Below are 21,339 nucleotides of genomic sequence, written 5' to 3' on the forward strand. Positions count from 1 at the left end.
GTCCCACGTACGTGGTGGGTCCACGGCCCTGCGCGGGACCAGGTGGAGCCGGGCGAGGCCGGCCGTGCGCGGCACCACGGACGCCGGGTCACCTGCCGGGTCGGACTGAACGTCGGACGCGCCGAGCACGGGCCCGCGCCGACCAGGGACCGCCACCACGAACCACGGCAGACCCGCTGATCCCATCCGAAGGAACAGGAGGCATGGCTTCAGCCACCGCACTGCCCCGAACGCCAGGTGCTCCTACTGCAAGATGTTGATCGCGCGAGCGATCACCAGCCCACCGATTCCGAGAGACGCCACCGCTTCCGTCATCATCAGCAGCTTGGCCCACCGCTTGATCGCGGAGATGTCGGTGGGGCTGAACGCAGTGGCGGTCCAGAAGGCCAGCACCAGATAGTCGGCGAAGACCGGCACCCAGGTGGCCGGCGCGTAGGCCGTGTGCTGCATCTCGGGGAACACCAGGGCCGGATTTGCGTACGGCCGGTGCGCGCGGGCAGCGGCACCACCGCGGTCCAGATCCCAGTACCACAGCCCGAAGGTGATCACGTTCGTGGCCCAGACCACTCCCCCGGTGGCCAGCAATCCGGTGGCGTTGTTGGCGAACAGCTTGTTGTTGGTGAGGATGTCGGCCACCAGGCGGGCGGCGGCGAAGAGGTTCGCCACCGTAATGAAGGCGATGACGACGCCGGTCGTCATCCGTAGCCATGGCTTCTGGCGGTCGATGCGGCCCGGGTCTCCGATGATCAGAGCAGCCAGCAGGACGAGCATGACGACCGGGACCACCCATGACGGGGTCACCCGGTACTTCTCGGGCAACGCCACGTGGAGGAACGCGGCGACCAGGATCGCCAACGCCACCGGCCACCAGTGCTCACCCCGGGCGGCGGCCTGATCCGGCGTCAGCGGGGGCGGAGCGGCCGGGTTCGGGGCTGGTGCCATACCCCAGTGTGGCCTCGCCGGCTCTGCTGCCGGAGCAGTGACGCGCCGCTTCGGCGACCACCGCCGACGAGCCCCCGAGCCGCACGAAAGCGGCCGCCGTCATTGCGCACCGTCGAACCGCGACGGCGGCGCACGACCTGACGGCGGGACCGTGACGACAGCTCTCCCCTTCGGGGGAATGCCGATCCGGCGTGGCACTGGCTGCCAGGAATAGGTATATCTATAGCCATCTGTGGTGATTTGCCGGCCAGCAGCACGCGTGGCTGCGGCCCGACGGGAGTGGCCATGACGGTGACCAAAAAGGGCGTGACCGGCGGAAAGTCCGATGCGGGGGCATCCGCCCGGGGCGCGGCGCCGGAGCCCCCGAGCAGGGCGGACCGGGTGGCGAAGGGGAAGGCAGCCCGCAGGGCGGCACCACTGGAGGCGCACAGCGAGTTCCGGCCGGGCGGATCGCGGGACCCGGTCGGGCTGCTGCTGGGCCAGGCGGCGTCGCGGGTGCCGGAACTGGTGCCGGTACGGCACGGGCGCATGCTGGTGTCGCCCTTCACCTACTACCGGGGGGCCGCACTCCCGATGGCGGCGGATCTGGCTGCCACGCCCACCTCGGGTCTGCAGGTCCAGCTGTGCGGAGACGCGCACCTGTCCAACTTCGGCGCGTTCGCCTCGCCGGAGCGGCGACTGGTCTTCGACGTCAACGACTTCGACGAGACCCTGCCCGGGCCATTCGAGTGGGACGTCAAGCGGCTGGCCGCGAGCCTGGCGGTGGCGGGGCGCGACAACGACTTCTCCCGCAAGGCTCGCCGCAAGATCGTCCTGGAGGCGGCCAAGGGCTACCGGAAGGCGATGCACCGCTTCGCGAAGCAGCCCTTCCTGGAGGTCTGGTACGCGCACCTGGACATCGAGGAGGCCATCGGGCAGTTCAGGTCCCAGGTCAAGGCGAAGAGGTTCAAGGCAGCCGAGGAGCTGCTGGCCAAGGCCCACACCCGTGACAGCACGCAGGCGCTGGGCAAGCTCACCACCATGGTCGACGGTCGGCGGCAGATCGTCAGCGACCCTCCGACGATCGTCCCCGTCGAAGAGGTCTTCGGTGATGTGCAGGCCGACGAGATCTACAAGCTGATCCGCACCGTGCTCGGCCACTACCGGCGCACCCTGCAGTCCGACCGGCGACACCTGCTCGATCAGTTCACGCTGGTCCAGATGGCCCGCAAGGTCGTCGGGGTCGGCAGCGTCGGCACCCGCGCCTGGATCGCGCTGATGGACGCAGGGGACGGCGTCGAACCGCTGTTCCTGCAAGCCAAGGAGGCCCAGCCCTCCGTCCTGGTGGAGTACGCCGGGCACAGCCAGTACAGCAACCAGGGTGAGCGCGTCGTCGCCGGGCAGCACCTCATGCAGGCCCAGAGCGACATCTTCCTCGGCTGGACCCGCGTCACCGGCGAGGGAGGGGTGGACCGCGACTTCTACGTGCGCCAGCTGCGCGACTGGAAGTTCTCCGCACCGATCGAGATGATGCTCCCACGGGGTATGGCGGCGTACGGACGGCTGTGCGGTTGGACCCTGGCCCGAGCGCACGCCCGCTCCGGTGACCGGATCGCGCTCGCCGCCTACCTCGGCGGCTCCGACCGCTTCGACCAGGCCATCGCGGACTTCGCCGAGACCTACGCCGACCAGAACGAGGACGACTTCGCCGCCCTGCAGCGTGCCGTGAACAAGGGCAGGGCCGAAGCCACCACCGGGATCTGACGTGTGGTTCGTCCTGCGGCCACCTCCGCCCGCGGGCGCAGGACGACAGGTGTGGGCGCCGCCGCGACAGCACGCCGTACCTCGGCGCCCTCCCGCGCAACGGGCCGTCAACGGCGCCCGCTTCCCGGCCGGCGTGTTCCTCCCGTGGTCCGGTGGGTCAGAACCTGGTGGTGTCGAGTTGCAGGTCGAACGGGGCCGGGATGCGGACCAGGGAGGTCGCCGGACCGCCGGCCGCGTACGCGCCCGCCCCTTCGACGGCCTTCAGCCGAGCTGCTCGGCCAGCCCGACGAGGATGCCCTCGGGGCCGCGGACGTAGCAGAGGCGATAGCTGTCCTCGTACTGCGCCAGCTCGCCGACGAGTTCCGCGCCGTGGGTGCGCAGGCGGGCGACGACGTCCTCGATGTCGTCGACGGCGAACATGACGCGACGAATGCCCAGCGTGTTCGCCGGCGCGTCCTTCGGCCCGGCGCTGACCGCCTTCGGCGTGTGGAACATCGCCAGCTCGATCCGGCCGTGGCCGTCCGGGGTCCGCAGCATGGCGATGTCCTGCCGGACGTCGTCGAGGCCGATGACACGCTCCACCCAGCGTCCCTCGACCGGCGCCCTGCCCTCCAGCTCCATGCCGAGTTCGACGAAGAACGAGACGACGGCGTCAAGGTCGTCGACGACGATGAGGACGTTGTCCATCCGCTGGATCGTCATGCTGGGTCTCCTCGGTGTGGTGGGGCCCCGGTGGCCGCATCCGCCCCAGGGACGGAGCCGCGGGGCCGTTCTCGACATCCTCCGCCGCATCTTCTCCGGGGACCTCCCGACGCGGCGGTGCGGCCGGGACACGTGGAACAGCCGTCAGCCCGGACCGGGGCCCGCCGGCCAGGCGAGTCCCAGGTCATAGGCGAAGATCACTGCCTGGACCCGGTCGCGGGCACCGATCTTGGCCAGGACCCGGCCCACGTGCGTCTTCACGGTGGACTCCGCGAGGACGAGCCGCTGGGCGATCTCCCGGTTCGACTGGCCCCGCGCCATCGCGAGCAGGATCTCGCGTTCCCGTTCGGTGAGCGCGCGCAGCCGGGGATCGTCGGCGGCTTCCTGCCCCGGGGCGCGGACCGGGAGGTGGTGGGCGTAGGCGTCGAGCAGGCGGCGGGTGAGCCCGGGTGCGATGACGGCGTCGCCCGAGGCGACGGCGCGGATCCCGGCGAGCAGTTCCTCCGGGAGGGCGTCCTTGAGGAGGAAGCCGCTGGCTCCGGCCCGGAGCGCGGCGTGGGCGTACTCGTCCATGTCGAAGGTGGTGAGGACGAGAACGCGGCACCGGCCGCCCGATGCGACGATGCGGCGGGTGGCCTCGATCCCGTCCATCCCGGGCATCCGGACGTCCATGAGGACGACGTCGGGGCGCAGTTCGGCAGCGCTGCGCACCGCTTCGGCGCCGTGTGCGGCCTCTCCGACCACGGAGGTGTCGGAGCTGCTCTCGAGCAGCATGCGAAAGCCCAGCCGCTGGAGGGGTTGGTCGTCGACGATGAGCACGGTGGTCACGAGGTGCGGCTTTCGGGGCTGGAGGACGGGAGGAGGGCGAGGAGGGCTTCGACGGTCCAGCCGCCGGCGGGCCGAGGGCCGGCGGTGACGGTGCCACCGTAGAGTGCCGCGCGTTCCCGCATGCCGACCAGGCCGTGGCCCTCGTGGTGGACGGGTGCGGCCGGTGCCGGGCCGGTGTCGGGCGGTCCGGTGTCCTGGACGCGGATGCGGACCGCGGTGTCGTCGACCGCGACGTGGAGGGTGACCATGGTCCGGCGCCCCGCGTGCTTCAGGGTGTTGGTGAGCGCCTCCTGCGCGATGCGGTAGACGCTCAGCTGGGCGCCGCGGTCCAGCGACTCCAGGTCACCGTCGGTGCGGTACGTCACCACGGGGCCCGCGGCCCGGATCCGTTCACAGAGACCGGCCACGTCGGCGACACCGGGCTGCGGACTGAACTCCGGGCTCTCGTCGTCCTCGCGCAGGACGCCGAGCAGCCGGCGCATCTCGCCGAGCGCTTCGCGGCCGGTGCCGCCGATGAGCCGGAGCGCCTCCTTGCCGCGCCGGGGATTGGTGTCCGCCGCGTAGGCGCCGCCGTCGGCGAGGCCGATGATGACGGCGAGGTTGTGGCCGATGATGTCGTGCATCTCCCGGGCGACGCGGGCCCGTTCGGTGGCGGCGGCCAGCTCGGCGCGCTGGTCGCGTTCGATCTCCAGCTGGACGGCGCGCTCCAGGAGGGCCGCCACGTGGGCCCGGCGGATTCGCAGCACCAGTCCGAGCGCGACCGACGCGGTGGCGGCGCTGACCAGGAAGAACAGGGCGTCCCCGAAGGTCACCACGGCCGACACCCGGAAGGCCACCAGACCGACGGCGCCGGCGGTGACCGCACAGGCCCAGGGAAGGTGCCGCAGGCGTCCGTGCAGGGCGACGCTGTACAGGGCGATCAGCAGGGCGACGTCGGCGCGCAGCCAGACCAGCATGATCCACTGCACCGCGAAGACCGCCGCGACGACGGCGAAGGCGACGGTGGGCGCCCTGCGGCGCCACCACAGCGGGAGGACCAGTGCGGCCTGGAAGGCCCAGGTACCCGCGGTCGACAGATGGGTGATCTTGAAGCGGAGCTCGCGCGGGCCGCCGCCGTGCACCAGGTCCGGCAGACAGAACAGCAGGAAGACCGCGATCACCACGCCCGTGTCGAGCAGCCACGGGTGCCGTCCGTCCAGTCGCCGCAGCCGGTGCCCCGCGTCGGCCAGCCGGACGACGAGTGGGTGCCCCCACAGCGGTTCCAGCCCCGGCGGCGGGGGCTGCTGCGTGGCGCCTGTGGCTGCGGCGTCGTCGATGGTCACGGAGGTCACCTGTCCCATGATGGCCGAGGACCGGCGGAGCGGTGGCCGGCCTCACCGACCACGGCACCGTCGGCCTTCTCGTGGTCCGCTCGTCGCCCGCTCGCCATCGGCCGGTCAGGCGTCGGTGCGCGCCAGCCGCCAGGCGGCGCCCGCCAGCGCCAGCACCGTCCAGGCGAGGAACACCAGCAGTCCGGCGACGGGTGTCAGCGCGGGCGCGGTGTGGTGCAGGGCGAACATCGACTCGCCCGCATTGCTGGGCAGGTACGGGCTGATCCGGTCCTGCCACGAGGTCGGCAGCAGGCTGACCAGGCCCGGGACCAGCATCAGCGAGGCCACCAGCACCGAGATGCCGCCGGCCACCGAGCGCAGCAGGGCGCCCAGCGCGGTGCCGATCACACCGACCAGGGCGAGGTAGAGCCCTGCGCCGAGCAGGCTGCGGACCACACCGGCGTCCGAGATGGTGAGGGCGGCGGGCGTGCCGGAGACGATCCCGCTGCCGATCAGGAAGGCGGCGAGAACACCGACCGTGGCGACGACGAGGGCGACCACACCGTAGACGGCGGCCTTGGACCACAGGACGGGCAGTCGGCGCGGGACGGCGGCCAGCGTGGAGCGGATCATCCCGGTCGAGTACTCGCCCGCGGTGACCAGGACCCCGAGGACCCCGAGCGCGAGCTGGCCGAAGTTCGTGCCGAACAGGGACAGCTGCACTGCTGTGGCGTCGGCGAAGTCGCGGTCGAGACGGCCGCCCGCGGTGATCCTGGACTTGTAGTGCGCGCACGCGATGAGCCCGAAGGCGACCACGAAGAGCAGCGCCAGCCCCAGGGTGATCCAGGTGGAGCGCAAGGACCAGAGCTTGGCCCACTCGGCACGCAGCACGCGGCGGGCGGTGACCCGGTAGACCGGGCGGGTGGGCGCGGTGGCGGACGGCCCGGAGGCCCGGGTCGCGGTGGTGGTGGTCATGCCGTCCTCCCGGAGGCTTCGATGCCGGTGGTGGTGCCGTGGTACTCGACGGCGTCCCTGGTCAGCTCCATGAACGCCTCTTCCAGGGACACGCTCTTCGCGCTCAGCTCGAACAGCGCGATCCCGTGCCCGGCCGCCGTCAGCCCGATCGTCCGGGCGGGTACGCCGGTCACCTGCAGTTCCTCCGTGCCCACCTTTCCGGTGATCTCCACCCCTGGGGCGGCGAGCAGTTCGCGCAGGCGCGCCGGGTCGGAGCAGGCCACCTTCACGGTGTCGCCACCGGCCTGGCGCACCAGGTCCTCGACGGTGGTGTCGGCGAGCAGCCGGCCGCGTCCCACCACGATGAGGTGCTCGGCGACCAGGGCCATCTCGCTCATCAGGTGCGAGGAGACGAAGACCGTGCGGCCCTCGGCAGCCAGCCCGGTGAGCAGGTTGCGGATCCACAGCACGCCCTCGGGGTCGAGGCCGTTCACCGGCTCGTCCAGCATCACCGTGGCGGGGTCGCCCAGCAGCGCGGCCGCTATGCCGAGGCGCTGGCCCATGCCGAGCGAGAACGCCCCGGCGCGCTTCCTGGCCACCGATTGCAGGCCCGTCAGCTCGACGACCTCGTCGACCCGGCGGCGCGGGATGCCGTGGGTGTGGGCCTGCGCCATCAGGTGGTCGAAGGCGGAGCGCCCCGGGTGGATCGACTTCGCCTCCAGCAGCGCGCCGACCTCCTGGAGAGGGGCGCTGTGGTCGGCGTACCGGCGCCCGTTGACGCTCACCGTCCCGCCGGTGGGGGCGTCCAGGCCGACGATCATCCGCATCGTGGTCGACTTGCCCGCGCCGTTGGGCCCCAGGAACCCGGTCACGGAACCGGGCTTGACCGTGAAGTCCAGCCGGTCGACCGCCGTCTTCTCCCCGTACCGCTTCGTCAGTTGCTGTGCCTCGATCATGGACGATCCCTCGTGCTCGGGCTCCGGCCGGTCCGGCCGCCTCAGCTGCCACGCTAGGTGCGGATTCCCCGGGAACAGTGGTACCCGGGACGTGAACCACCGGCCACCGGTGGTACCGCGGTACTACGCCTGCCGGGGCGGCGGTGGCCGACGGCGAGGCCGCCCTGCGCGGCCACCGGCCGGCCGTTCCGCCTCCGGCCGTTCCGCCCCGGGCCGTTCCGCCTCGGGCCGGGCAGTGGGCCGGGCCGGCTCGGGTCGGAGTGGCTCACCACGGTGGGACGGCGGGCCGGGCGGTCCACGGGGCCCGCGGTCCGGCCGGCGCCGAGCACGGGCATGCGCACCGCGCCGGCACCGGTGCCCGCAGTGTCCAGGTGGCCGCTGTCACCGGGCCCCGGCCGTCCCGCGTCGCGGGTGAGGGCGCAGGGCGCGACCACGGGGTGCGTTCCGCCCACTCGGCGGGCCGGACCGCGGATCCGGGCATCCGGGCGGTCCGGTCGGGCCCTCGGCCGGGTGTGGTCACACGGGTCGGAATGCTCATGACGCCCTCCGAGAACCTTCGACGGTGGTGTCTGTCGGACGGTGGACGACCGCGGGTCGCCGACGCGTCCGGCCAGGACCTCCCCAGGACAGCCGACTCGGCTGTCGGCCAGGCGTCCCGCGATTCACGCTAGCCGCGGCGAAGTGGCGGACCGTGGTACCCGAGCGGGAACTCCCGCGGCGCAGTGGTACCTCGGTACGACCCCGACCGGATCGCCGGCCGGGGGTGGACCACCAACGGTGCGGGGCCTCGGGTTGCGGTCTCCGGATCACCGACCGGCGCCGGCTCTCCGACGGCCTCACCCACGGCGCCGGCCCTCCGGCCTCACCGACCGGCGCCGGCCCTCCGGGCAGCGCCCCGGCCGCTCCTCCGTGACGCGCCGGGGACGCTGCCCGGCACCCGGAAGACGCCCGGAGATCGGGCGCGGTCAACCTCTCGTTCACCCTCGTGCCGGAGTGTCCGGGGTGATTGGACGGCGGCGCCACCCACGTCTACATTCCTGTAGTCACATGCGATGGCCACAGTGCCCGCATGCCGACCTCCTGCCGATTTGCCCGACATCACTGGGAAGGTGCACGTGAGCGCGATCACTGTCGGACAGGCGGTTGTCCTGGGCATCGTGGAGGGGGTGACCGAGTTCCTGCCCGTCTCCTCGACCGGCCACCTGAAGATCACCGAGGGGCTCATGGACATCCCGGTCGACGACACCTCCGTCGTCGGCTTCACCGCCGTCATCCAGGTCGGCGCCATCGCCGCCGTGCTGCTCTACTTCCTCAAGGACATCGTGCGGATCGTCTCCGCCTGGGGCCGCGGCCTGGTGAACCCCGAGGAGCGCTACCACCACGACTACAAGTTCGCCTGGTGGGTCATCTACGCCACGATCCCGATCGTCCTCGTCGGCCTGGCCGCCAAGCCGCTGATCAAGGGCCCCCTGGCCTCGCTCTGGGTGGTCGCCGGCTCGCTGATCGTCGGCAGCGCCGTGATGTGGGCGGCCGACCAGATAGGCCGTCACAAGCGCGGCGAGGATGACACCGGCTTCAAGGACGCGATGATCGTCGGCTCGGCGCAGATCCTCGCGCTGCTCTTCCCCGGCTTCTCGCGCTCCGGCGCGACGATGTCCGCCGGCCTGATCCTCGACCTCGACCGGGTGGCCGCCACCCGGCTCTCCTTCTTCCTCGGCATCCCCGCCCTCACCGGCGCCGGCCTCTACGAGCTGAAGGACGCCCTGGGCGCCGGGGTCGGCGCCACGCCGCTCGTGGTCGGCACCGCGGTCTCCTTCGTGGTCGCCTACGCCTCGATCGCCTGGCTGCTGAAGTACGTCGCCAAGCACTCGTTCAACGCCTTCGTCGTCTACCGGATCGCCATCGGCGTGATCCTCTTCGGCCTGCTCGGAACCGGCGTGCTGAGCGCCTGACGCCCCGTCCGGCCCGGACGGGGACCGCACCGCCGCGGGCGCGCCACCAGGCCCAGAGCATCAGGACGGCCAGGAGCCCCAGCCCGTAGGCCGAGACCGCGGCGATCGCGCCCTGGAAGGGTGCGGGCAGGTGCTGGGCCCAGTGGTCGGCCCGCAGGTACAGGCCGCCGTCGATCGGACGGCCGTCGACGGCGAGCGTGGCGGCGGCGGTGTTCATCGTGCTCCCGCCCGGCGGCGGGAACGCAGCACCTCCAGGACGAGCGGCAGCATCGAGACCACGATGACGACGCCGACGATCGGCAGGAGGTAGTGGTCGACGTTCGGCACGGACGAGCCGAGCGCGTAACCGGCCAGGACGAGACCGAGGGTCCAGCCGAGGCCGACGACGATCTGCCACAGCGTGAAGGTGCGGGCGTCGACGCCCAGGGCGCCGGCAAGCGGGTTGAGCACGGTGCGGACCACCGGGACGAACCGCGCGAGGACGACGGCCTTGCCGTGGCCGTAACGGGTGAGGAACTCCTCGGCCCGCAGGGCGCCTTCGTGGAGGCGCTTGTTGCGGGAGCGGGCGAGCAGGGCCCGCCCGCCGCGCCGCCCGATGACGTAACCGGTCTGCGCGCCGGCGAGGGCGCCGACGGCGGAGGCGGCCAGGACCTGGGCCAGGTCGAGGTGGGGGCCGCTGTGCGTACCGGTGGTGCACAGCAGGCCGGCGGTGAACAGCAGGGAGTCGCCGGGCAGGAAGAACCCGACCAGGAGGCCGGTCTCCGCGAAGAGGACCACGGCGATGCCCAGGGCGCCGAACGCACCGAGCAGCGAGCCCGCGTCCAGCGGGTTGACACCCAGCAGAGCGGATGAGGAGATCATCGCGGTTGCGCCTTTCCTGGAAGCGGTTCGAATGCGTTCGGGCCGGGCACGGTCAGGCCGCCGTACGCGGCGTGCGCCGGGCACCGGCGGCCAGCCACCCGACGGCGGCCACGATGACGACGCCGAGCACGAGGCTCACCGGACCGGTACCGAGGTCGAGGCCGCCGCGCTCACGGCTGACGCCGGCCCAGTCGGCGAAGCAGGCGCCGAGCGGGCGGGTGAGGACGTAGGCCCACCAGAAGGCGAGCACGGACGGCATGCGCAGCAGGCGGTGACCGAAGGCCGGCACGGCGATCAGCGCGGCGAACAGCAGCCCGGAGGTCAGGTATCCCCAGCCGAGGGTGGCCGCGGTCAGATCGCCGACGGCGGTACCGAGGGCGAAGGTCGCCATGACGGCCGACCAGTAGAAGACCTCGGGCCGCCCGCCCGAGACCGTCTCGACCGCGAGGGTGCCCTCCGTCCGGCGCCACAGCCGGAACACCAGGGCCAGGGCCGTGGCGAAGGCGAGTGCGGACACCGCGTACGGCACGCCGAAGGCGACGTGGGCGACGTCGGCGGCCATGGTGCCGAACACGCTCACCATGACCACCGCCGCCCAGTACACGGCCGGCACGTAGCGGCGGCACCGGGCCTGCGCGAACAGAGCGGCCGCCAGCAGCAGCCCGGCCGAACCGACCGCGGGAATCGGCCCCAGCGTCCGGGCGAGGTAGTCGGAGGTGGTCTCGCCCATCCCGGTGGTGAGGATCTTGACGGCCCAGAACGCGGCCGTCGCCTGCGGGACCTTGCTCCACGCGGGCCGGGCGAGCCCGGCCAGGCGGCGGGCCGCGCGTGTCGTTGTCGTGGTGGCGCCCGAAACGACGGCGCTCCTTTCTGCGAGGCGCGGCCCGGCCGCGCCGACCCGATGGTTCAGCCGCCCAGAACCGTGTTGCCGGTGATGGTGCCGGTGGCCCCGTCGACGGTCACCACGTGCCGGACACCGTCCGGGCCGAGTACCACGGCCCGCCAGGCCCGGCCACCGCCCTGCTCGATGACGGCGCTCAGCGACTCGACCTTGCCGCCCGCGACCCCGGACGAGGCCTTGACGGCCGCGTCGGCCGCATCCAGGGACGGCAGCGGCGCCGGCGCGGCCTGCGCACCACGCCCGTCCTCCCGGCCGCCCTCGCGGCCCTCACCCTTGCGGCCGCCGTGCCCCGCGCGCCCGTCGCCGTTGCGGCCGCCGTGCCCCTCGTGGCCGTCCTCGGCCGCCACCGCGTGCCTGTCGTGCCCCTCGCCCTCGTGGTGGACCGCCACCGCCGCCGCGCCACCGCCGATCACCACCACCGCCGCCGCACCGGCCGCGGCCCAGCGGGCCGGCCGTCCTCGCAGCCACCGCCGCCCGCCCGGGCCCTTGCGAGAGCTCTCGGCACCCGGCTGATCCTGCGGGTCCGTACCTTCTACGGGCTCGCTCACTGCGCCCACCCCGATCCTGTGGCATGGCCCGGGCCCTGCGCCCGGACGATGGGGCCAGCATGACCGGGCGTTGCTGAAGGACCGCTGAAGACCTGAAGACGCCTTCAGCTACCCGCCCCGGCGACCTGCCACCCTGGGGGTATGCGTGTACTGGTGGTGGAGGACGAGCGCCGGCTGGCCCTGGCGTTGCAGCACGGGCTGACCGCGGAGGGATTCACCGTCGACGTCGCCCACGACGGCCTCTCCGGCCTCGCCCGGGCGACCGATCACTCCTACGACGTGATCGTGCTCGACATCATGCTGCCCGGCCTGAACGGCTACCGGGTGTGCGCACGCCTGCGGGCCGCCGGCAGCGACGCCGGCATCCTGATGCTGACCGCCAAGGACGGCGAGTGGGACGAGGCCGAGGCCCTGGACACCGGCGCGGACGACTTCCTGTCCAAGCCGTTCTCCTTCGTCGTCCTCGTCGCCCGCCTCAACGCCCTCGCCCGCCGCATCGGCAGCCGGGCGCCCCGGCGCACCGTCCTGGGCGATCTCGTGGTCGACTCCGCCGCCCGCACCTGCACCCGGGCCGGCACCGCCGTCCCCCTCACCCCGCGCGAGTTCGCCGTCCTCGACCACCTCGCCCGCCGCGCCGGCGAGGCCGTCTCCAAACGGGAGATCCTCGAACAGGTCTGGGACAGCGGCCCCGACAGCGACCCCAACACCGTCGAAGTCCACGTCAGCGCCCTCCGGCGCAAGATCGACACGCCCTTCGGACGCGCGGCGGTGCAGACCGTCCGCGGCGCCGGCTACCGCCTGGCGGCCGACGGTGGCTGACCCGACCCCCGCCCGCGGGGGCGTCCACGCCGTGCGCCGCCGGACCCGCGCGCTGCTGCACCGGCTCACCCGGCACCCCCGCGTCGCGCCCCTGGTCAAGCGCCTGGCACCCCGCTCCGTCCGCACCCGCACCACCCTCGCCGCCTGCGCCAGCGTCGCGGTCGTCCTGCTCGCGGCGTCCGCCGCCGTACTCCTGCTGCTGCGCGTCAACCTCGAACGCACCGTCGAGACGGGCGCCCGCGAACAGGCCCGGGCCGTCGCCCGGCTCGCCGCCGACGGCCACCTCACCGCACCGCTGCCGCTCGACCACGGCACCGACTTCATCCAGGTCACCGACGCCGGCGGCAAGGTCGTCGCCGCCAGCCAGAACCTCGCCGGCCGGCCGGCGCTCGCCCCCACCGGCGCCCGCGACGGCCACAACACCTACAACCTCCACGCGCTCGGCGAGGAACACCACCAACGCGTCACCACGCTCACCGCCGACACCCCCGCCGGCCCGGTCACCGTCCACGTCGGTGCCTCGCTGCGCACCGCCGACACCGCCGAGGACCTCACCACCGCCGCCCTCGCCGCCCTCAGCGGCGTCCTGCTGCTCACGGTCGGCGTCCTCACCTGGCGCGCCACGGGCCGTGCCCTGCGACCGGTCGAGGCGATCCGGGCCGAAGTCGCCGCCATCGGCGACCGCGACCTCGACCGCCGCGTCCCCGAACCCCGCAGCGACGACGAGATCGCCCGTCTCGCCCACACCATGAACGCCATGCTCGACCGCCTGGAGGCCGCCGGCACCCGCCAGCGCCGCTTCATCGCCGACGCCTCCCACGAACTGCGCAGCCCCCTCGCCGTCCTCCGCACCCAGCTGGAGGTCGCCCTCACGCACCCCCACCCCGACGTGCGCACCGACCTGATCGCCGGGGCGCTCCAGGACACCGAACGCCTCCAGTCGCTCGCCTCCGACCTGCTGCTGCTCGCCCGCCTCGACGCCACCGGCCACGACCGGCCCGACCAACCGGTCGAGCTCAGCGAACTCGTCCACACCACCGTGCACGCCCGCGGCCTCCAGCCCCACCCGGTCGCCCTCGACGCCGCGGACGACGTGACCGTCCGCGGCAACGCGCTGTGGCTCGTGCGACTGGTGACCAACCTCCTCGACAACGCTCAGCGCCACGCCCGCCGCCGCGTCACCGTGCGGCTGTCCACCGACGGCGCGACCGGCGAAGCGGTGCTCGACGTCGCCAACGACGGTCCTCGGATCGATCCCGCCGACCGGGAGAGGATCTTCGAACGGTTCACCCGCCTCGACGGCGCCCGCAGCCGCGACGAGGGCGGCACCGGCCTGGGCCTGCCGATCGCCCGCGACATCGCCACCATCCACGGCGGCACCCTCACCGTCCAGGACACCCCGGACGGCACCGCCTTCCGCACCCGGCTGCCGGGCACCGCAAGGCCGGCGGGGCGACGGGGCGACGCGGCCTCCGGCCCGGCAACGGCGTAGCGGCGTGCGCGGGCCGGCAACGGCCTGGCGGTGTGCGCGAGCCGGGACGGTCCGAGCCACAGCAGCGGTGTGCCTACACGCCCGGTTCCGCGCGCACGGCCGCCCACCGGTGGTCACCCGGCGGCCCCGGCGCCCGGACGGGAGGGCGCTTCCGGGCTCGCACCGGACGGGGGTCTGCCGATCAGCGGGATCAGTGGCAGGGTCAGGCCCAGCCAGAGAGCGGCGAGGAGCCAGCCACCGACCACGTCGAACGGCCAGTGGACGCCGAGGTAGATCCGGCTCAGGCCGACGGCGACCGCGGCCAGGCCCAACAGCCCCACGAGCGCCACCGTCCAGGGCCGCCGCCGGCCGACTCTCAGCACCGCCCAAGCGAGCAGACCGGCGGCAGCCGCGGCGGTGAAGGCGTGGCCCGAGGGGTAGGAGTAGCCGCTGGGCGAGGCGGCGACCCAGTCCGCCACCGGCGGACGGGGACGGGCGAAGGCTCTCATGAGCCCGTTGCGGAGCAGCTGACCCGTGGCCAGGACCAGCACGGGTGCGCAGGCCTGCGCGATCCGGACGGTCGGACGCTCCGGCCGTCCGCTGCGCCGGACCAGCAGGAAGCCGGCCGCCACGGCCGCGAGGTACGGCGGGACCCCCGTCCCCAGGTCCGTCACGACCCCGACGATTCGCACCGCCGACGAGGGGCGGTGGGCGTCCGCCCAGGAGTGCAGGGCCGACTCCACCGGGAAGGGTCCCCAGCTGTGAACGGCGAGCAGGGCGGTGAGCACGCCGAAGAGCAGCACCGGGACCGCGACCGTCAGGGCCAGGACCCGAGCCCACGGGTGACGCGCGGTCACACGTCCGCCCGGAGTGCGGCGGTGAGGTTCCGGGAGCCCCCTGCCCGGAAGAGCCCGGCCGACCGGCCGGCCCCGGCGGAGAGCACGATCGCGACACCGGGCGCCAGGAGCGCCCCGGAGACCCGCCTCGGCGCACGCGCATCCAGGACGTCCACGGCCGACGGGCCTGTGGGATGGGGCATGGGTCGGCACCTCTCATCGGGGATGCCTCGGCACCCATCGCCGTCTACATCACTGTAGACAGGATGACGCCGACGACGCCAGCGGCCTCCGTCCGGTCCGGCCGGTTCAGACCCGGGCGACCGGGCGGCCCCGTTCGAGGGTGAGGACGGTGTCGGCGTGGTCCGCGACCAGCGGCAGGTCGTGGCTGATCAGGGCCAGGGCGAGCCCGCGTCCGGCCCGTAGGGCGGCGAGCAGCGCCATGATGCCGGCAGCGGTGGCGGCGTCCAGGGCCGAGGTGACCTCGTCGCAGAGCAGGACCTCGGGCTCCGCCGCCAGGGCCCGGGCGATCGAGACGCGCTGGCGCTGGCCGCCGGAGAGCTCGTGCGGGTAGCGGCCGGCGAAGTCTGCGGGCAGGCCGACGGCGTCGAGGAGTTCCGCCACCCTCGCCGGGCACCCTTCGCGCGGGGTGCCGAAGTGCAGGCGCAGCGGCCTGGTCAGGGTGGCGCCGACCGTCCGGACGGGGTTGAGCGCGCCGAGCGGGTTCTGCGGGACGAGCTGGATCCGGCGGCGCTGGTCGCGGGTGCGGCGGCGGTGGTGGCCGGCGAGCGCTGCTCCGTCCAGGGTCAGGGTGCCGCCGGAGCCCTGGTGCAGACCGGCCAGGACACGGACCAGGGTGGTCTTCCCCGATCCGGAGGGGCCGATGATCCCGGCGCAGGCTCCCGGGAGAAGGTCCAGGTCGAGCTCGGCGAGCACCGGTCGGCGGTCGCGGCCGGCGCCGACCTCGGCGCTCAGGGCGCGGGCGCTCAGACCGAGGGCGGGCCCGTCGCTCGTCCGGGACGGTCCGGCCGGCCGGGGCGTGAGGACGACGGCCGGGCGAGGTCCCGCCGCGGCGACCGGACGCAGCTCCATGGTCCGGTCGGCGCAGCGGTCGACGAACTCCGGATCGTGGCTGGCGAGGGCGACCGCCAGGCCGTGACGGCCCGCCAGGTCGCGCAGCAGGTCGGCGATCTCGTCGCGCAGGGCCGGGTCGAGCCCTGCGGTGGGCTCGTCCAGCAGCAGGATCCGGGGGCGGCGGGCGAGCGCGCGGGCCAGTGCGACCCGGCGCTGCTGGCCGCCGGAGAGCGCGGCGGGGCGGCGGCGTTCCAGCTGCTCGTCGAGGGGCAGGCGGACCTGCCCGAGCAGGTCGAGCAGCGCCACGCGGGAGCCGTCCACCGCGGTCTCCTGGATCAGGCGGTCCACCCGCATCCGGGGGTTGAGCCCCGAGCCCGGGTCCTGGCCGAGGCAGGCGAGGTGCTCGCGGCGCAGCCGGCGCAGCTGCTCCGGGGCCAGGGCGAGGATGTCCTGGCCCAGCACGGTGACGGCCCCGGAGGTGACGGCGGCCTCCGGTGGCAGGGCGCCGGCGAACGCGCGCAGCAGGGTGGTCTTGCCCGCTCCGGACGGCCCGGTGATCGCGTCGATCCGGCCGGCTTCCAGGGTGAGCGAGGCGTCGGCGAGCAGCGGGGTGCCGTCGCCGAGGGCGATGGAGAGTCCGGTGGCCTGGGCGGCCGGGGCGGTGGGGCTCACAGGGGGGTCTCCGGGGTGGGCCGGGCGGGTGCGAGGGCCTCGGACGCGAGGTTGACGCTGATGGCGAGCAGGCCGATGGCGAGGCAGGGCGCGCCGACGGCCCAGGGGTTGAGCATGATGCCGGGGGCGTTCTCCCGGATCATCAGGGCCCAGTCGGCCTCGGGTGGTTGGGGGCCAAGCTGCAGGAAGGCGGCGATCGACACCACGTAGACACCCTCGACGAAGCGCAGGCCGAAGAGGGCGAGCAGGGTGGCGCGGAGGTTGGGGAGCACCTCGCGGGCCATCAGGTACCAGAGACGTTCGCCTCCCGCGGAGGCGGTCTCGATGTAGCCGGTGGCGGCGATGGGTGCGGCGGCTGCCGCGACGACCCGCACGGCGTAGGGGACGCCGAGGACGACGGCGGCGGCGCCGACGGCGAGGCGGCCTCCGCCGGGCCAGGCCAGGGCGGTGAGCATGATGCCGAGGACGGCCGGCAGGAGGATGGCGAGGTCGGCGGTGCGCTCGACCCAGCGGCCCAGGCGCGGGCGCAGCGCGGCGAGGATGCCGATCGCGGTCGCGGCCGCGGTGACCACGACGGCGATGGCCAGGGCGGTGCCGATCAGGGGGGCGCCGCCGTGCAGCAGCCGGCTGAGGACGTCGCGGCCGAGCTGGTCCCCGCCGAGGGCGGCGGTGTCGTCGGCGGAGCCGTAGGGGGCGGTGACGGGCCGGTCGGTGGAGTTGGGCGCGAGGAGCGGACCGGTGAGCGCGAGGACGACGAGCAGCAGCGCGGGCAGGACCCGGGCCAGGGTCCGGTGGCGGGGCCGACGTGCCCGCGCGGGAGGGGCGGTGGTGGTCATCGGCGCGCCCCCAGGGTGCGGTCGCGAATCAGGTCGGCCAGGAGCAGGAGCGCGCTGATGGCCGCGCCGGTGGCGGCGACGACGCCGGCCACCAACGGGGTGTCGCGGTCGGCGATGGCGCCGGACAGCACCGCCCCGATGCCGGGGTAGTTGAAGAGCGTCTCGACGACGACGGCGCCGCCGAGCAGCATGCCGGCGGAGGTGGCGGTGGAGACCGCGATGGCGGGCAGGGCGCCGGGCAGCATGTGGTGGGTGAGGATCCGTCGGCGCGGCAGGCCGTCGAGGATCGCGGCCTGGACGTGCGGGAGGGCGGCCTGGTCGGCGAGGGCGCCGCGCACGATCCTGGTGTTCCAGCCGATCTGGGGGATCGCCAGCGAGAGCAGTGGCAGCACGAGCATGTCCCAGGACGCGGGTGCGCCGTCGGCGCCGGTGAGGGTGACGGCGGGGAGCCAGCCCGTCCACTGGGAGAACACCAGCAGAAGGGCGACGGAGACGACGAACTCGGGCAGGGCGAAGGCGGCGGTGGCGAGCACCGCGACCGTGCGGTCGACCGGGCCGCCGGGGCGCAGGGTGGCCCAGCTGCCGAGGGCGAGGGCGCCGACGATGCTCAGCGCGAGGGCGAGCGATCCGAGCAGCAGGGTGTTGGGGAACGGGCCGGACAGCACGGAGGTGACGGGCTGTCCGTGGGCGGTGGTGCCGAGGTCACCGGCGGGAAGGCCGGTCATCCAGTCCCAGAACCGTTCGGCCACCGGGCGGTCGAGCCCGAGCGCCGCGCGGCGGGCGGCCATGTCGGCGGCGGTCTCGCCGCGTTCCGAGGTGGCGTTGGCCGCGTCACCCGGCAGGACCTCGATCGCGGCGAAGACCGCGGCCAGCAGCAGGGCGAGCATGCCGAGGCGCCTGACGGCGAGCCAGGCGGCCCGGCCCGCACCGGGGAGGATGCGGGCCGGGCCGGGCTGGGCCTTCGGTGCGCGGGCACCGTCGGCGGCACGTGCCGGGATCAACGGGCCAGCCAGGTCTTCTCGAGCTGGACGCGGCCGTAACCGGGGAGCTTGGGCAGGTCGCGGACGGCGGAGCCGGCGAGGTCGATGCCGTCGGCCATGCCCCACAGCAGGTAGCCGGACGAGGCGTACTCGACCTCCTGCAGCTGGTGCAGCGCCTTGGCGCGCTCGGCCGGGTCGGCGGCGCCGATGGCCTTGAGGTAGGCCTCGTCGAACGAGGGCTCCTTCCAGCCGGCTTCGTTCTGGCCCGCCTCCGAGACCATGGTCTTGGAGGCGAAGAACACCACGGAGTCGTTGGTTCCCCAGTACGTGGTGTAGAGCGGGGCCTTGAGCCAGGTGGCGTCCCAGAAGATCTTCGAGTCCTGCTTGACCACGTTGATCTTCACGCCGGCCTCGCGGGCCTGGGTGGCGAACAGCGTCGCGGACTCCGCGAGGCCGGAGATGTCCTCCGTGGTGATCAGGTCGTAGGTCTTGGCCGTGTCGAAGCCGGCGTCGGCGAGCAGTTGCCTGGCCTTGGCGAGGTCCCGCTTGCGCTGCGGCACGTCCTTGGCGAAGGCCGGATCGCCGGTGCCGAGGATGTCGTTGCCGATCGTGCCGTAACCGGACAGGACCTGCTTGACCATCGCGTCGCGGTCCACCGCGAGGCGCAGCGCCTCGCGGACCCTCGGATCGGCGAACGGGCCGTCGGCCGTGCGCATGACGATCGGCATCGCCATGTCGTTGGGCCGGCGCAGGATCCGGACGTCCTTGCGGGCCTCCGCAGTGCGGGCGGCGACCGCGCCGACGTTGGAGGCGACGTCGATCTGCCCGGCGAGCAGCGCGTTGGCCATCGCCTGCGGGCTCTCGAACATCCGCACCTCGATGGCGTCGAGCAGCACCTTGCCGCCGTACCAGTCGTCGTTGCGCACCAGGCGGGCGTTGCCGTCGCGGAACCAGTCGAGCTTGAACGGGCCCGTGCCCGGCGCGCCGGCGATCTGGTCGTCCTTGGTGTCCTTCTTCAGGACGAAGGTGGTCAGGCGGGTGAGCAGCGGCAGGTCGGCGTTGGCGTAGTCCGAGACCAGGACGACGGTCTTCGCGTCCTCGGCCGTGATGCCCTCGGGCTTGATGCCCGGCAGGCGGGACGCTCCGGCCGGGGTGGCCCGCAGGCGTTTGAGGGAGAAGACGACGTCGTCGGCGGTGACCGGGGTGCCGTCGTGGAACTTGGCGCCGTCGGCGATGGTGAAGCGCCAGGTCTTGAGGTCCTCGGAGGGCTTCCAGCTCGCGGCGAGCCTGGGCGCGGTGTTGGTCCCCTCGCCGGGTATCGCCAGCGTGTCGTAGACCAGGCTGAGGATCAGGTAGTCGCTCTCGTTGGACTGCGTGCCGTGGGGGTCGCGGGTCACCGAGGAGGCCTTGCCGAGCGCACCGACCTTCAAGGTGCCACCGCTGCGGGGCTGTTCGGACGCGGCTCCGGAGGCCGCGGCATCCTTCGATCCGCCCGTACCGCTGCTGCAGGCGGCGAGTGCACCGACCGCCCCGATCCCGGCACCGGCCCACAGCAGCCGTCGTCTGGTGATGCCCACGTCGTTCCTCATTCCGGTCGAGCAGACCTTGCTTAGGTTTACCTACCCTAAGTTGGAGGATCTTCGCAACCCCGCCGGGCCGATTTGGCCGAGCTGCACCCCTTCTTCATTCAGCCTCAAGTCCCCTTCTGCGCAGGCACGTTGGGGCCAATGGCATCGACCGTGAGCACACCCTGTGACCGGCGACGCAAAAGCCGACAGTCGAGCCACTAAGGCTTGCCTTACTTCCGAGTCGTTGTTACGTTCCTCGGTGTCCGGCTGCCGAGCCGCGCCGGACCAGACGCTTTTGCGTTCCCTCCCACTTCCGTGCCGGGCCGCGCCGCTGCCGTGCGCCCGCACTTCCACCTGCCACGCAACGGAAGGTGCCTCCGTGCCCACCGCCGCCCCTGCCCCGGTACGCCAGCTCGCTGCCGACCACGTCACCGAGCTCACCGCCATCGCGGCCGAACTGCTGGACATTCACGGCTCCGCCACCAGCCCCGCACTGCTCGCCGACCTGCCCCTCGTCCGCTCCCGGCTCAGCCGAGGACTGCACCACGCCCTGCGCCCGGTGGACACCGCCGACGGCCTGTTCGTGGTCCGGGGACTGCACGTCGACGACGCCGAACTCGGCCCCACGCCCGGCCACTGGTCCACCGTCGGTCAGGCCGGCGCCGTCTGGGACGTCGTGCTGCTGCTGGTCTCCACCCTGATGGGCACCCCGATCGCCTGGGACGGCCAGCAGGACGGCCGCTTCGTCCACAACATCGTCCCCTCCCCGGGGCACGAGACCGTCCAGACCGGCGCCAGCAGCAGCGTCCTGCTCACCCCGCACACCGAGGACGCCTTCCACCCCGGCCGCGCCCACCTGCTGCTCCTGTGCTGCATGCGCAACCACGACCACATCGCCACCACCGCGGCCAGCATCCGCCGTGCCAGGCTCTCGGACGAGGACGTCGCCGAACTGACCCGCGCCGTCGCCCCGATCCTGCCCGACGACGCCTACGAGGACGCCCAGAGGTTCGGCGGCAAGCCCGCATCGGTGCCGACCCTCTTCGCCACCGACGGCGGCCTGACCCTTCGCTACGACCCCGCCTACACCCCGCTCGACGAGGCCGACGAGTCCTGGCGCGCCGCCTACGGCCGCCTGGACGACGAACTGGCCCGCGTCTCCGTCGCGGTGAGCCTCCGGCCCGGCGACGTCCTGGTGGTCGACAACGACCTCGTCGTACACGGCCGCGTCCCGTTCCGGGCCCGCTACGACGGCACCGACCGCTGGCTCAAGCGCGCCTCCGTCCGCGTTCCCGGCCGCCGCACCCGGCCCGAGGCCGAGAACGCCGAGCACGGCTACGGCCAGGCCGCCCTCGAGGCCTGGCCCGCCTGACCCGGACCGGCCCC

Annotated in this window: 20 protein-coding genes; 5 read left to right on the plus strand and 15 right to left on the minus strand. The window is 73.5% G+C overall.

The features are described from left to right. Positions 1-243 precede the first annotated feature (243 nt). On the minus strand, positions 244-942 hold the full coding sequence (locus tag ACZ5WK_RS31715) for a hypothetical protein (RefSeq protein ID WP_465552556.1): 699 nt from the start codon (positions 940-942) through the stop codon (positions 244-246). Between the two features lie 285 nt (positions 943-1,227). On the opposite strand from ACZ5WK_RS31715, the gene ACZ5WK_RS31720 reads away from it, so the two are divergent. Then, a complete protein-coding gene (locus ACZ5WK_RS31720) occupies positions 1,228-2,685 on the plus strand; it encodes a DUF2252 domain-containing protein (protein WP_465552557.1) in 1,458 nt (485 codons plus the stop codon). Between the two features lie 261 nt (positions 2,686-2,946). Here ACZ5WK_RS31720 and ACZ5WK_RS31725 read toward each other — a convergent pair whose 3' ends face one another. The 5 genes from ACZ5WK_RS31725 to ACZ5WK_RS31745 form a co-directional block, all read right to left on the minus strand. Then, positions 2,947-3,387 (minus strand): VOC family protein, encoded by a 441-nt coding sequence (locus ACZ5WK_RS31725; protein WP_465552558.1) that lies wholly within the window; start codon positions 3,385-3,387, stop codon positions 2,947-2,949. 144 nt (positions 3,388-3,531) lie between these two features. Continuing rightward, entirely contained in the window at positions 3,532-4,215 is a 684-nt protein-coding gene (locus ACZ5WK_RS31730) for a response regulator (protein ID WP_465552559.1), read from the minus strand. Continuing rightward, positions 4,212-5,546, minus strand: a complete 1,335-nt coding sequence (locus ACZ5WK_RS31735; RefSeq protein ID WP_465552560.1) for a sensor histidine kinase — start codon at positions 5,544-5,546, stop codon at positions 4,212-4,214. The genes ACZ5WK_RS31730 and ACZ5WK_RS31735 overlap by 4 nt, the downstream gene beginning before the upstream one ends. Before the next feature lie 105 nt (positions 5,547-5,651). Beyond that, positions 5,652-6,500, minus strand: coding sequence for an ABC transporter permease (locus tag ACZ5WK_RS31740; protein ID WP_465552562.1), 849 nt, complete (start codon positions 6,498-6,500; stop codon positions 5,652-5,654). Beyond that, a complete protein-coding gene (locus ACZ5WK_RS31745) occupies positions 6,497-7,435 on the minus strand; it encodes an ABC transporter ATP-binding protein (protein ID WP_465552564.1) in 939 nt (312 codons plus the stop codon). The genes ACZ5WK_RS31740 and ACZ5WK_RS31745 overlap by 4 nt, the downstream gene beginning before the upstream one ends. A gap of 1,115 nt (positions 7,436-8,550) precedes the next feature. Between ACZ5WK_RS31745 and ACZ5WK_RS31750 the strand changes: the two genes are divergently transcribed. Further along, complete coding sequence (locus ACZ5WK_RS31750) at positions 8,551-9,387, plus strand: undecaprenyl-diphosphate phosphatase (protein ID WP_465552566.1); 837 nt, start codon at positions 8,551-8,553, stop codon at positions 9,385-9,387. Between the two features lie 213 nt (positions 9,388-9,600). Here the strand turns inward: ACZ5WK_RS31750 and ACZ5WK_RS31755 are convergent, their stop codons facing one another. Genes ACZ5WK_RS31755 through ACZ5WK_RS31765 form a run of 3 tightly spaced genes read right to left on the minus strand, consistent with a single transcriptional unit; the run spans position 9,601 to position 11,697 of the window. After that, the gene (locus ACZ5WK_RS31755; protein WP_465552568.1) at positions 9,601-10,248 is read right to left on the minus strand and encodes a DedA family protein; all 648 of its coding nucleotides are present in this window, start codon (positions 10,246-10,248) and stop codon (positions 9,601-9,603) included. Between the two features lie 52 nt (positions 10,249-10,300). Next, positions 10,301-11,158: a COG4705 family protein gene (locus ACZ5WK_RS31760; protein WP_465552629.1), complete on the minus strand. Its 858-nt coding sequence runs from the start codon at positions 11,156-11,158 to the stop codon at positions 10,301-10,303. Continuing rightward, positions 11,155-11,697: a hypothetical protein gene (locus ACZ5WK_RS31765; RefSeq protein WP_465552570.1), complete on the minus strand. Its 543-nt coding sequence runs from the start codon at positions 11,695-11,697 to the stop codon at positions 11,155-11,157. Before ACZ5WK_RS31765 ends, ACZ5WK_RS31760 begins: the two co-directional genes overlap by 4 nt. A gap of 141 nt (positions 11,698-11,838) precedes the next feature. Between ACZ5WK_RS31765 and ACZ5WK_RS31770 the strand changes: the two genes are divergently transcribed. Then, a complete protein-coding gene (locus ACZ5WK_RS31770) occupies positions 11,839-12,516 on the plus strand; it encodes a response regulator transcription factor (protein WP_465552572.1) in 678 nt (225 codons plus the stop codon). Continuing rightward, complete coding sequence (locus ACZ5WK_RS31775) at positions 12,509-14,008, plus strand: sensor histidine kinase (RefSeq protein WP_465552574.1); 1,500 nt, start codon at positions 12,509-12,511, stop codon at positions 14,006-14,008. Before ACZ5WK_RS31770 ends, ACZ5WK_RS31775 begins: the two co-directional genes overlap by 8 nt. Positions 14,009-14,121: 113 nt before the next feature. Here the strand turns inward: ACZ5WK_RS31775 and ACZ5WK_RS31780 are convergent, their stop codons facing one another. The 6 genes from ACZ5WK_RS31780 to ACZ5WK_RS31805 form a co-directional block, all read right to left on the minus strand. After that, positions 14,122-14,844 (minus strand): phosphatase PAP2 family protein, encoded by a 723-nt coding sequence (locus tag ACZ5WK_RS31780; RefSeq protein WP_465552576.1) that lies wholly within the window; start codon positions 14,842-14,844, stop codon positions 14,122-14,124. Next, entirely contained in the window at positions 14,841-15,026 is a 186-nt protein-coding gene (locus ACZ5WK_RS31785) for a hypothetical protein (RefSeq protein WP_465552578.1), read from the minus strand. The genes ACZ5WK_RS31780 and ACZ5WK_RS31785 overlap by 4 nt, the downstream gene beginning before the upstream one ends. Positions 15,027-15,132: 106 nt before the next feature. Further along, positions 15,133-16,569, minus strand: a complete 1,437-nt coding sequence (locus ACZ5WK_RS31790) for an ABC transporter ATP-binding protein (RefSeq protein WP_465552580.1) — start codon at positions 16,567-16,569, stop codon at positions 15,133-15,135. Next, entirely contained in the window at positions 16,566-17,405 is an 840-nt protein-coding gene (locus ACZ5WK_RS31795) for an ABC transporter permease subunit (protein ID WP_465552582.1), read from the minus strand. Before ACZ5WK_RS31795 ends, ACZ5WK_RS31790 begins: the two co-directional genes overlap by 4 nt. Beyond that, positions 17,402-18,418 carry an ABC transporter permease gene (locus tag ACZ5WK_RS31800; RefSeq protein ID WP_465552631.1) on the minus strand — a complete coding sequence of 339 codons (1,017 nt, stop codon included), beginning with the start codon at positions 18,416-18,418 and terminating at the stop codon, positions 17,402-17,404. Before ACZ5WK_RS31800 ends, ACZ5WK_RS31795 begins: the two co-directional genes overlap by 4 nt. After that, on the minus strand, positions 18,403-19,974 hold the full coding sequence (locus ACZ5WK_RS31805; RefSeq protein WP_465552584.1) for an ABC transporter substrate-binding protein: 1,572 nt from the start codon (positions 19,972-19,974) through the stop codon (positions 18,403-18,405). The genes ACZ5WK_RS31800 and ACZ5WK_RS31805 overlap by 16 nt, the downstream gene beginning before the upstream one ends. Before the next feature lie 358 nt (positions 19,975-20,332). Between ACZ5WK_RS31805 and ACZ5WK_RS31810 the strand changes: the two genes are divergently transcribed. Further along, positions 20,333-21,325 (plus strand): TauD/TfdA family dioxygenase, encoded by a 993-nt coding sequence (locus ACZ5WK_RS31810; protein ID WP_465552586.1) that lies wholly within the window; start codon positions 20,333-20,335, stop codon positions 21,323-21,325. The last annotated feature ends 14 nt before the right edge of the window (positions 21,326-21,339 follow it).

Source organism: Kitasatospora sp. NPDC032757 (assembly GCF_055579305.1).